Below are 11899 nucleotides of genomic sequence, written 5' to 3' on the forward strand. Positions count from 1 at the left end.
GGCAGCCCGCTCAGCGCCAGACTACGCCGACAACGCAAACTCTGCGCCCGCGTAGTCGTTCGCCACGTGGACGTCGCCGGATGCGAGCTTGCCCGCCCAGTCATCCAGCGTGCGGCGTTCTTCCGCGCCCACCTTGGCGCCCAGCACCAGCCGTAACGCGGCCGCCTCTTCCAGGCCGTAGCGGGTGACGCGGCCCACCGCCAACGCGCCCGCCGCATGGTCGGCTACCGCACGCTCGACGCATAAGCCAGAGTCGGCCAGGGCCGAGGCCAGATAGACCTGCGGGTCGCGGGCCACCCAGTCCAGCACGTTTCCGATTTGCCACACGCCGGTATCGCGGCACGTGCGCGTCACGCCATCGCGTCCGCCGTCCATCATGGCGAACACCACGCGGGCGCCGCGTCCCGCCAAAGCGCGGGTCCACGTCGCACCCAGTTCCGGGTCGTGCTGATTGCCGCAAAACGCGGTCAGCGGGTCGCGGCCCGTCACGCGCCTGACGCCGTCCGCATAGGCGGCGCGGCCCTTCAGGCCCGGGCGCACGCGTTCGCCCGACAGATGCGCGGCGCGCCCATTGGCCGCGCGTAAACCGGCCAGCACCCCCGCAAGAAAGGCGGTGTGTTCTTGCAGGATTTCATACGACGCCACGTTGGCGGCGGTGTGATGGCCTTGCGTGATGGCGAATTGCGTGCCGGGAAAACGCGGCGCCACGTCCGCCACCGGCCCATCGCCCTGACCGCCATGCACGACGACCAGGTCGGGGTGGCTCGTGCACAGCTGCGCAAGGCGGGCCGTGCGCGCGGCGATGTCGTTGTCCGCGATCCATTCCACTTGCAAAGGCAGGCCGGCCTGAGCGGCGCGCGCCGCGCCTTCTACCGCGGCTTCGTTAAAGCCGCCGCGGCCCGCATGGCCGAACAGCACGAGGATGCGGCGTGCGCTCACAGGCTGGCTCCCGTTGCGCGCACGACCGGTCCCCAGGCCTGCGCTTGCCGACGCACAAAGTCGGTGAATTCCGCAGGCGATTTGTGGCTCAGCACAAAGCCCTGTGCTTCCAGTTTGCTGCGGATGTCGGGGGTGTCCAGCACGTGCGAGATCTCGTCATTCAAGCGTTGCGACACCGCGTCGGGCAGCCCGGCCGGACCAGACACGCCGATGAAGTTCTCCGCGATCAATCCCGGATACCCCAGTTCGCCCACGGCGGGAATGCCGGGCGCTTGCGGCACGCGCTGCTCGGTGGTCACCGCCAACAGCCGTAATTGGCCGGACTTCAGAAAGGGCAGATTCTGCGGCAGCGCATCTACCGCAAAGCGGATCTGTCCGCCCAGCAGATCATTCCGCATGGCTCCCGATCCCTTGTACGGAATGTGCTGTAGCGGCGCGCCGGTTTGCTGGGCATAGAGTTCGCCGACGATCTGGCCCACCGACGCCAGGCCGCCGCTGCCGTACTGCACGGGCGCATCCTGCGCCTTGATCCACGCGGTCAGTTGCGCGAAGTCCGACACGGGCACCGACGGGTGCACGACAAACGCTGTGGGCACCGCGCCCAGGTAGGCAACGTGTTGAAAGCTGCGAATCGCGTCATAGCCGCCTTGCGGCAGCAGCGCGGGTGAAATCGACAAGGGCGCCGAGTTCGACATCAGCAGCGTGTAGCCATCGGCGGGCGCTTGCGCAACCAGGTTTGCGCCGATGGTGGACCCTGCACCCGGCTTGTTCTCGATGACGATGGGCTGGCCTAATCGTTCAGCCAGAACGGGCGCGATGATGCGTGCCGCGATGTCGCTTGCGCCGCCCGGCGGGAAGGTGACGACGAGCCGGATAGGGCGGTCGGGCCAAGCTGACGCACGCCCGATGCGCGGCCGCGCCAAGGGCAGCGCCAGCGTGCTGGCAAGCATGAATTTTCGTCGGGAAATCGGCATGGCGTGGGTTCTACAGAGCCGCCGCGCGGGCGGCAAAGGGGCGTACTGTAGAAAACCGCACATCGGCTGACAAAGAATTTGTAGCCGTTTGCTTATGCGTTATGCCTGCCCGCCGCACGATGGGGCGGCGGGCAGGGGGCTGGCGGGTAGTACATGCCGTACTACATGCGGTACTACACGCCGTACTACGCGCCGTACTACGCGCCGTACTACGCGCCGTACTACCCGCCGTACTACATGCCGTACTACATGTCGTACTACGCGTCTTCGACGGCTTACCCGCGCAAGTTCAACCGCCTTGCTGCGCGTGAGCCATGTAGTCCACCGTCAGGTTCGACAACGCGCGCACGCCGTTGATCAAGCCCGATTCATCCACATAGAATCGCGGCGAGTGATTCGGCGCGGCCTTCTCCACATCCGTGCCCTTGGGCGTGACGCCCAGGTAGAAGAACATGCCCGGCACTTTCTCCTGATAGAACGAAAAGTCTTCCGATGCGGTGGACTTCGGTTGCAGGCCGTAGTTGCCTTCGCCCGCCACGCGCCGCAGCGTGGAGCCCATTTTCTCGGTCAGCGCGGGGTTGTTGACGGTGGCGTTGTAGAGCTCGACCACGCGCACATCCGCCTTTGCGCCTGCGCTTTGCGCAATCATGTCAGCGGTGCGGGCGATGCGCTGGTGGATGTCCTTCTTCATGCCTTCGTCATACGTGCGGATGGTGCCCGTCATGGCCACGCTGTCCGGCACGATGTTCATGCGGTTGCCGCCATGGATGGCGCCCACGGTGATGACGGCCGGCTCCAGCATGCTGTTGATCTGACGGCTGGGAATGGTCTGCAAGCCCAGAATGATTTGCGAGCTGACGACGATGGGGTCGATGCCCGACCACGGCCGCGCGCCGTGCGTCTGCTTGCCGGTGACGTCGATCCAGAACTGGTCGGCCGCGGCCATGGCGGGGCCGCTGCGCCACGACAGCCAGCCGGCCGGATAGGCGCTGGACACGTGCAGGCCGAAGATGGCGTCCACCTTCGGATTTTCCAGCACGCCTTCCTGCACCATCATCTTGGCGCCCCAGATTTTCTTGCCGTCGGGTTCGAAGTCGGCGGGGCTTTCCTCGGCGGGCTGGAAGATGAACTTCACGCTGCCAGGCAATTGGTCTTTCATGCCGGCCAGCACTTCGGCCGTGGCCATCAGGATGGCCGTGTGCGTGTCGTGGCCGCAGGCGTGCATCACGTCCACTTCCTTGCCCAGATAGGTGCCCTTGGCCTTGGACGCAAAGGGCACGTCAACCTGTTCTTTCACGGGCAGCGCGTCCATGTCGGCACGCAACGCCACCACGGGGCCGGGCTTGCCGCCCTTGAGCACCGCAACCACGCCCGTGCCCGCCACGCCCGTCTTCACCTCCATGCCCAGCGCGCGCAGATGGTCGGCGACGAGCTTGGACGTGCGCGTTTCCTGATTGCCCAGTTCGGGGTGTTGGTGGATGTCGCGACGCCAGGCGATGAGCTTGTCTTCGATGGCGCGTGCGCGTTGGTCGATCTGTTCGGACAGCGCCGCATTGGGCGCGGGCGGCAACGGGCCTTGCGTGCCGGGCGCGCTTTGCGCGGCGGCGGGGCCGGCCATCAACAGATGGGCGGCCAGCGCCAACGGTGCCAGGCGGAACAGCGTCTTGCGTGCTTGCATGGGGGTCTCCTCGTGGTTGTTAACCTGTTATTGGGTGAGGATCTTACCCAAGCGCCACGCCGCCGGCGTGTTTGTTACGGATGCTTAAAATCGGCGCGTTTTGATTCCGGCCGATGGAATTTTCGCGAAGGCGGCGTTGGCGATGTAGAGGGCGCAATGCGCTATTGCAGCTTGATGCCCAGCTCCTTGATCAAGGGCGCCATCTCGGCGCGATCCGCTTCAATCGTGGCGGCCAGCACGTCCGGCGTACTGCCGATGGGAATCATGCCCAGCGTTTCCATCTGCGCCCGCATGGCGGGTTCCTTCAGAATTTCCGAGACAGACTTCTGGATCAGGGCGACCCGGTCCTTCGGCACGCCCGCTGGCGCCATCAGGCCGATCCACGGCTGCGGGGCGTAGTTCAAGCCAGACTCTTTCAGTGTGGGCGTGTCGGGCAACCCGCCGAAACGCTCGGGGCTGGTGATGGCCAGCGCGCGCAGTCGGCCACTATCGATCAGGCCTTTGGAACTGGACGGGGCATCCAGCCCCACATCCAACTGGCCGCCGATCAAATCGTTCTGCGTCTTGCCGGATGACGACGACGGCACGTACAGCGCCTTGATGCCGGCGCGCCGCGCCGTCTGCTCCCACACCAGATGAAACGCCGTGCCAATGGAGAACGAGCCCACGCTCAAGCTGCGCGTCTTGCTTTCGCGGACGAAGTCATCCCAGGACTTGATGGGGCTGTCTTTCGGAACAATGAAAATGAACGGCGTGCGCGCCACCAGCGACACGGGCTGCAAGTCTTTCTGCGTATCGAACGGCAGGCTGTCCACCGCGAACGGCACGATGGTGACGGTGGACGCCACCACCATGCCCAGCGTGTAGCCGTCGGGCGCGGACTTCACCAGCGCGCTGGTGCTGATGATGCCCGAGGCGCCCGGCCGGTTTTCAACCACAACGGGCTGCCCCCAGGCCGCGCCCAGTTTGCTGGCCAACACGCGCAACATCACATCCACCGGCCCGCCCGGCGGGTTGGACACGATGATCTTGACGGGCTTGTCGGGATAGACGGCGTGAGCGGCCAATGGCGCGAGCAGCGCAAGCGCCAGCGCGGTTTGCTTGAACATGGAATTCCCCTTGTGTTGTTGGTGTGTGCGGCGTCGGTGCATTCGAGCTATGAACTCAGGCTGCAACTTCGGGCGGTGAACGTGAGCTTTGACCCTTGTCCGCCCGCCTTCAGGCCAGAATCTGCTGATGTGGCGCCATGGGCCAGCCGGGCGTATCGCCGCGGATGAATGCGATCCAGGCGTTCTGTGTCAGCCGCGTCAATTGCGCAGCGTGGCTGCCGGGCAACCCGGCGAGCATGGGCGCCGCGGCGAAAGCGTCAACGGTGCCGAAGACGAACGGCAGTTCAATGCAATGGCAGGCGCCAAAGCGCGATGTGGGCGCAACGTCGAAACGGGCCAGCCATGCTTGCCGGCCCAGCGCAACGGCGTCCGTGGCCCATTGCCGCGACGGCGCGCCGAACACCTGTTCGCTTTGTTCGCGGCCAGCAGCATCCGCCGCGTGGCCGGGAAAGGCGGCCATCTCGTCGCGGGTGTACGCCACCAGCACATCCGCGCGGGACGCTGCTGCCTTCAATGCCGGCGCAATGTCTTGCGGCAGCACGTGTCCGTCCAGGACCGGGCAGAACTGGCTGCGGCGGCTGCCTTCGGCTTGCAACGCTTCGGCCACGGCGGGGGCTTGCTGAGCGGTGAGCAACGCGGACACCGGGAGTTCGCGCGCCGCCTCCAGCGAGTCAACGCCGGCCGCCTGCAAGAACGCGCGACCCAACGTTTCGGCTTGCGCGGCCGTGCGAAAGCCCCGGCCCAGCGCCGCGCTTTGCAGAATGGCGCGTGAGAAACGCGGCCGCCGCGCCAGCATCGCGCAGATCGACGACGCGCCCGCCGACTGTCCCATCACCGTGATGCGCTCTGGGTCGCCGCCCAGGTCTTGAATGTTGTCCAACACCCAATCAATGGCGGCCTCTTGATCCAGCAGGCCGGCGTTGGCCGTCTCGCCGGGCACATACAACCATCCCAGCGCGGCCAGCCGATAGTTCACGGCCACGACCACGATGCCGCCGCTTGCGGCCACGCGCGCGCCGTCATACCAGTCCAGCGCGCCGCCACCGCTTTGCCATGCGCCGCCATGCAGCCACACCACGACGGGCCGCCGCGCGGTGTCGGCGCCCGGCGTCCAGACGGTCAGATGCAGGCAGTCTTCCGATTGCGGCACGTCGAAGTCGCCCATCGCGCCGCGCAAGCGCGACGGAATCTGCGGCGCAATGGGTCCCGGCTGGGTGGCGTCGCGGTCTCCGCGCCACGTTGCGGGTTCGGGCGGCGCAAAGCGCAAACGGCCCACGGGCGCTTGCGCATAGGGAATCGCGCTGTAGCGGCAGACGCCGTCGTTATCGCGTACGCCGGTCAGCGTGCCAGCCCGTAGCACCGCCTGGACGGTTTCACTCATGTCCTGCCCCTTGTGTTGTTGTGGTGTTGACCGGCGGCATGCGCCGCATCGGTGGAACTCATGGTAGGGACGAAAGGGGCGTAGCGGATATGCCGGTTTTGAACGGGGCCATGCGGAACGCGCATGGCTGGTGGAAATGGCGTGTGGAGTACGGCCAGTAAGGCAGGTCTCCCCGTGCGCGGGCCAAATTTGACCCGATCGGGCCAGATTTGACCCGCCGATAAATGCTTATGAATCAAGAGCTTGAAAATTATCGAGTCAAAACTGGCCCGATTTTCGCGGCAAACGTGCTGTTTTCAGCGGAGAACGGGTTACGGCGGTTTGCATGGTGTTGCTGGATTCGGTGTATGTCGTTGATTTCATTGACGTTAAAAGCGTGATGCGAAAGCTGGCACGGATGTTGCATTAGTCCGGTATTGCGCGATTCACCGCGCCTTTGCTCAGGATGCCGCCATGCCCCGCCAATCCGATTTGCGCTTCACCTTCACGCCCTCTGGCCGCGGTCTGGACTTCGACGTCATCGAATTCACGCTGGACGAGGCGCTGTCCGAGACCTATCGGCTGGAATTGGACCTATCCAGCTTCAACCCCGCCATCGACTTCGGCGCACTCGCTACCGTGCCGTGGTCGAGCCATCACTTGCGCGCGCGGCCTTGTGTTCGGACTGGCGTGTGTTTCAGCAGCTGTCCGTGCCAGAGATTCTGGCTGATGTATTGAAGCGCCACGGCATCACCGACTACGAACAGATCACCACGAACGAGCACTTGCCCCGCGAATACTGCGTGCAGGCGGGTGAAACCGATCTGGCATTTCTGAACCGGCTGGCCGCCGAAGAAGGCTACTTCCATCGCTACGAACATACCGAGAAAATCCATCGGCTGATTCACGGCGACCGCATCTACATCCACGGCGAAATCGCTGGCGGCCCGGTCGTATACGTGCCGCTGTCAGGCGGCGACCCGGCTCAGCCCGCGCTGCATCGTTTCACCTATACCGAGCAGCTGCGCACCGCCCGCCAGACCCAGCGCGACTACACCTACACGCACCCGCAGTACGAACAAGARCACACGCACRTCGCGTCAGACYTKCAACACCAAGACCGCCGCTACGAACGCTACGACTATCCCGGCCGCTACAAGCGCGACGAAGCCGGCAAGCCCTTCACACAAAGCCGGCTGCTGGGCCTGCGCCGCGATGCGCGCATGGCGCAAGTSGAAGGCGACGATGCGCGYYTGATACCCGGCGTGGCGTTTGACCTGACCGGCCACCCGCGYGAMGACTGGAACCACGGCTGGCGGCCCGTGCGCATGCGCCATCACGGCGTGCAGCACACCAGCCAGGAAGAAGACAGCGCGGGCGCGGAACACGGCACGCGCTATCACTACACGGCCGATATCGTGCCCGACAARGTCGATTGGAAGCCCGARCCCAGCTATAAGCCGCTRGTCGATGGCCCCCAGATCGCCAGCGTGGTGGGGCCGCCCAACGAAGAGATCTACTGCGACGCCTATGGCCGCGTCAAAGTGCAATTCCCGTGGGACCGCCTGGGCCAGCACAACGAACACAGCTCCTGCTGGATACGCGTCTCGCAGAACTGGGCGGGCGCGGGCTGGGGCCACATGGCCATTCCGCGTATCGGGCARGAAGTCATCGTCAGCTTTCTGGATGGCGATAGTTCGCAGCCGATCATCACGGGCCGCACACATCGGTCGATCAACCCGCCGCCGTATGAACTGCCGCGTCACAAAACGCGCATGACGATCAAAAGCCAGACGCATAAGGGCGATGGCTATAACGAGCTGCGTTTTGAAGACGAACGGGACCAGGAAGAGATCTACGTTCATGCCCAGAAAGACCAGAACATCCATGTGAACCACAACGAAACCACCTTCGTCGGCCATGACCGCAGCGAGCAGGTGGAGCACGACGAGACCATCGTGATCGGCCACGATCGCAAGGAAACCGTGGGTAACGATGAACAAGTGAACATCGGGCACGACCGGCGTCACGACATCGGCCAGGATGATTTTCTGACGATCGGGCGTAATCACACGGTGATGACGGGCAAGGACCGGACTGAAGATGTCGGCAATAACCGGCGTGACAAGACCGCGGCGAACCACTGGATTGAAACCGGTGGGAATGTGGAACACACCGTGCAGGGGCATCATCAGCTGCATGCGGGTCAGCGGATTGCGCGTAAGACGGTGGTGTATGAATTGCAGTCTGCCGAGCGCGCCGTCATAAAGGGGCCGGGCGGGACGATCACGATTGATGGCGGCGGCATCACCTTTGAAGGCGTGGCAATCAACTTGAAGGGCCCCATCTCGCAATCGGGCGGGGCTGGCAACTCGGTTTCCATGGCAGGCCAGGCAGTTGAAGGCCTGTTGGCGGATTGCCAGGAACGTTCGTGATGACCGCCTCAGTCATCGCGGAACGAATCGCCGCGCACAGAGCGCCGGAAGATTCTGTTTATCTGCTCGTCGATCCGTTGGCGGGTTGTGCGCCGGATCATCCACTAAGCCCGTCATCGCTGGCCGCTGCCTTGGGGGATGACGCGCTTGTCAGCGTCCCCAGGCCGGACCTGGCGCATACGGTTGGGGCGTGTCCGATTCTGGTTCGATTCGCCGGGCCGGGGCTCGCGCCTGCCGCGGATCTTCTGGCTCTTACGGAACGGCTTGCTTTGACCGAGACCGGCTATCGCAAGCGATATGGCTGCGGGTGTTTGCTGAGCCCGCTGTCCGCCGACGCCTTGGCCGAGCACATCGCGGCGCGATGTTTAACGTTTTCCGCCAGCGCCTCGGGTGGCGTGTCGCCGTGGTTCGAACCGTTGCGCCTGGAGCTGCTGGCGGCATCGATGGCGGATTCGCTGGGCAGTGCGCTGTGGCCGATCCGTGCATGGTTGCTGCCGACCAGCTGGGGCGAAATCGCCATGGTGAGCGGTGCGCCGGGCGCGTCATCCCTTGTACCCGCGATTGCGCGTGAGGCGCAGGGCGAGGCGCCGCTGATCGCGTTGCTGCTTGCGGCATGGCGCCGAACATTGCAAGCGCCGTTGCCGTTCGCGCCACGACGATGGCAAGGCAAGACGCTGCTACCGCCGCAGGCCGCGGCATTGGCATTCCGCCTGATACGGCAGGCGCGTCAAGGCGGCGTCACGGATAGAAATGACCTCCTCGCGCTCGCCCTGCATCAAGAGACGATCCATCCGCAATTGCTGAGGTTTGAACCGTTGCGTGACGCATTGGTTCGCGCGACGCCCGGACACGCATCCGGCGTACTGGCCGCATACGGTGACGTGGCATGGAGCCGCATTGCCGCCTACCTGAACGAAACGGGGGAAAGCGCATGACGCTCAGCCAACAGCTCATCGACATCGTCGAAGAAACCATGCCGCTGCCGCCCGGCAGCTGCAACGCCTGTGAACGCAACGGCGTGCCGATCCTGCTGCTGCGTCCAGCGGTGGTGGCTAAAAATTCGTTCTTACGCACGCGCGGTGCGCTGTCGCATTCCGGTCTGCAAGAATCGCTGCGCATCATGCGCAAGGGCTATGTGTATGTGCTGCTGGATCGCAGGGTCTGGCATGCCTATCAAGTGACTGATGCGGGCCATATGCGGCATTTCAACCCTTATGAAATGCCGCGCGCCGAGCCTGCGCCATTGGCCGAGCGCTGCGTTCAGGCGGCGCACAATCTTCCCGCGTCCTTCATCGGTATCGACATTGATAAATACAAAATCGCCTGGGTCGCGTATTCGCAAGACCCTTGGCCGACATCAGTGTTGGATGCGTACAAGTCGGGCAAGGGCTTGAATGCCGATTACCCCCAGCGGTTTGTCATCGTAGATTTGCCGAAGCTGCGGGAAGACCCCACGGCCGGCGGCACCGCGCTGGCCTTGGAACATACGCATCTGTTGAACGAGCACGTGGCGGAATATGCCAGCGGCGTCGACGACTTCGGCAGCGTTCATGGCTGGTCATCACGTTTGGCGCAAGCCGCAGGCATGCGCAACTACTTGACGTTGATGGAACGGCAACACCGCTTGCCGCAAGGCGTGAGCGGCTTGATCCTGCCTGACCCGATCGGCATGGCWGAAGAACTTAACAACGTCCGCCTGGCCGCTTACACGCAAAAGCGATTGTGGTCCGAAGAGCCGGAGCGCCGCTACGCGTACCTGACCTCGCAATGCCTGCTGGCGATTCAGCAGCTGTACGCCGTASAGGCCGAYGCYGAGACCTTGGATAGCCCCACACCCTTGCTCGACATCATGCCCAGCGAGTCCGGCACGCCACCCGTGTTCTGGGACCCCGCACGTGAACGGCAAGAGCGTGTGCAAGACAAGATCACCGATCGCGTGGAACGATTAAAGGAACGCTATTGGGAAACGAATCCGCCCACCGAACCTCGCCGCCACGGCCGGGCAAGTTTTCAGGCGCGGTACGACCGGGACATCAAGCGGTTTGAACACGACATCGATGCGTATGGCAAGGATTGGGCGCAGGTGATCGGCAGCGCGGCGTGGAAGCGCATCGTGGCGATGGATTATTCCGATACCGATGAACGTTCGCGGCAACTGCGCTTGATCACGGTGGGGGCGTGTTTGGATGGAGGCATCACGGATGCCATGCCGGCGTCTGATCCCGCATCGAATGAACCCGAAACGCTGGGGCCAACAGGCACCGCGTGGCAGGGGCTGTTAAGCGATCCCAACAGCGCTGCCTATCTGGCTTTGAACGGCCATCAAACCTTTCTGCAAACCACGTTTCTGCCGATTTTCGGCGCAGGGGCGGTGGCTAACGACGCTGGCAAAAAATACTTCGATGCCGTCAAAAGCATCATCAGCAGCAAGGAAATCGGCGCATGGCGCGAAGGCCGCGCCGCCGACGCCGCCGACCAACTGCTCACCGCCATGCACGGCGCCAGCAAGCGCCTGCATCAACACCTGAGCGCGGGTGCAAAGTCCGCCGTCGATGCGGTTCACGTGGGCGGGACATGGCTGTACCGCAAGGCGCAGATGACCCAAGTCGTGATCCAACTCACGGTGGGGGAATTGCTGTCCATCTGCGCGGAAGAGCTGCAACGCGTCGGCGAGTCCCTGCAACAAGACGCCAGCCGGCGCGTGCGCGCGTTCGTCTTCGCAGGCTTGATCAGCATCCCGGACCCAGCGGTGAGAAACACGTTGATTGACGTGACGTTGTGGGTCGAAGGCAGTGCGGAAGACGTCCACAAGCGAATCAACGCCCTTAAGACCGTCGCGGGCAATCAAGTAGAGAACGCGGCGCGCCACGTGGAAGGGGTCGTCCGCCAAGCAGAAGATGCGGCCCGCAAGGTGTCAAACGGCGCAATGCGAAAGATCTCGGCCGGTATGAAGAACCTGGAAGCCCCGGCTGCGCAATTGCTGAAAGGCCTGGAACTAAGCGCGGCGCACGCGCAGGAGTTCGCCAAGAATGGCCTGACGAGTCTGAAGCGATTGTCGGTCGGGTCGGGTTATGGCGCGCTATCGCTGGTCAGCTTGTATTTCCTGCATGACAGCGTGCGAACCAGCCTGGATGCGGCGCGGGAGACGGTTGGGGCAAGGCACCCTGAAGCGATGGCCGCGTTGTATGGGGCGGGGGTGGGGTTGCTGGGTGCAGGAGTGGAGGCGGGTGGATTGACGCTGAGGATTGGCGCGGAGAGCGTACAGCCGTTCATGCGACGGGTGGCGGCGGTAGAAGGTGGGGCCGTGGCCAGGGCGATTGGGATGGGGAAGACGCTGATCAAGGCAGGGGGAGTGATAGCGGCGTTGGGAGGGGTGGCGGATGGGGTGGGGAGTTTTGCGGCGG

8 protein-coding genes are annotated in these 11899 nt (G+C 64.1%); 3 read left to right on the plus strand and 5 right to left on the minus strand.

What is annotated here, in order from left to right; genetic code table 11:
- Positions 1-21 precede the first annotated feature (21 nt).
- The 5 genes from AC1DB0_RS16380 to AC1DB0_RS16400 all read right to left on the minus strand — a co-directional run bounded on the left by AC1DB0_RS16380 (position 22) and on the right by AC1DB0_RS16400 (position 6081).
- Positions 22-939 (minus strand): BMP family lipoprotein, encoded by a 918-nt coding sequence (locus AC1DB0_RS16380; protein WP_476757301.1) that lies wholly within the window; start codon positions 937-939, stop codon positions 22-24.
- Complete coding sequence (locus AC1DB0_RS16385) at positions 936-1913, minus strand: Bug family tripartite tricarboxylate transporter substrate binding protein (protein ID WP_175171276.1); 978 nt, start codon at positions 1911-1913, stop codon at positions 936-938. The genes AC1DB0_RS16380 and AC1DB0_RS16385 overlap by 4 nt, the downstream gene beginning before the upstream one ends.
- Positions 1914-2202: 289 nt before the next feature.
- Positions 2203-3591 (minus strand): amidohydrolase, encoded by a 1389-nt coding sequence (locus AC1DB0_RS16390; RefSeq protein ID WP_427946834.1) that lies wholly within the window; start codon positions 3589-3591, stop codon positions 2203-2205.
- A gap of 161 nt (positions 3592-3752) precedes the next feature.
- Positions 3753-4700 (minus strand): Bug family tripartite tricarboxylate transporter substrate binding protein, encoded by a 948-nt coding sequence (locus AC1DB0_RS16395; RefSeq protein WP_054422067.1) that lies wholly within the window; start codon positions 4698-4700, stop codon positions 3753-3755.
- A gap of 109 nt (positions 4701-4809) precedes the next feature.
- Positions 4810-6081 (minus strand): carboxylesterase family protein, encoded by a 1272-nt coding sequence (locus AC1DB0_RS16400; protein ID WP_476757302.1) that lies wholly within the window; start codon positions 6079-6081, stop codon positions 4810-4812.
- Between the two features lie 416 nt (positions 6082-6497).
- Here AC1DB0_RS16400 and AC1DB0_RS16405 point away from each other — a divergent pair, with 416 nt between their 5' ends.
- From AC1DB0_RS16405 to AC1DB0_RS16415, 3 genes are all read left to right on the plus strand, one after another.
- Positions 6498-8495, plus strand: coding sequence for a type VI secretion system Vgr family protein (locus AC1DB0_RS16405; RefSeq protein WP_476758704.1), 1998 nt, complete (start codon positions 6498-6500; stop codon positions 8493-8495).
- A complete protein-coding gene (locus tag AC1DB0_RS16410; protein WP_476758542.1) occupies positions 8495-9430 on the plus strand; it encodes a hypothetical protein in 936 nt (311 codons plus the stop codon). Before AC1DB0_RS16405 ends, AC1DB0_RS16410 begins: the two co-directional genes overlap by 1 nt.
- On the plus strand, positions 9427-11899 hold a 2473-nt coding region (locus tag AC1DB0_RS16415), incomplete at its 3' end, for a T6SS effector BTH_I2691 family protein (RefSeq protein WP_476758705.1). The genes AC1DB0_RS16410 and AC1DB0_RS16415, both read left to right, overlap by 4 nt.

It is taken from the genome of Achromobacter sp. 10T422, from assembly GCF_056394065.1.

What these genes read in the sequence shown, in the direction of transcription:
- AC1DB0_RS16385 (WP_175171276.1), bottom strand. Translation starts at nt 1,913, where the DNA reads ATGCCGATTTCCCGACGAAAATTCATGCTTGCCAGCACGCTGGCGCTG.
- AC1DB0_RS16390 (WP_427946834.1), bottom strand. Translation starts at nt 3,591, where the DNA reads ATGCAAGCACGCAAGACGCTGTTCCGCCTGGCACCGTTGGCGCTGGCC.
- AC1DB0_RS16395 (WP_054422067.1), bottom strand. Translation starts at nt 4,700, where the DNA reads ATGTTCAAGCAAACCGCGCTGGCGCTTGCGCTGCTCGCGCCATTGGCC.
- AC1DB0_RS16400 (WP_476757302.1), bottom strand. Translation starts at nt 6,081, where the DNA reads ATGAGTGAAACCGTCCAGGCGGTGCTACGGGCTGGCACGCTGACCGGC.
- AC1DB0_RS16410 (WP_476758542.1), top strand. Translation starts at nt 8,495, where the DNA reads ATGACCGCCTCAGTCATCGCGGAACGAATCGCCGCGCACAGAGCGCCG.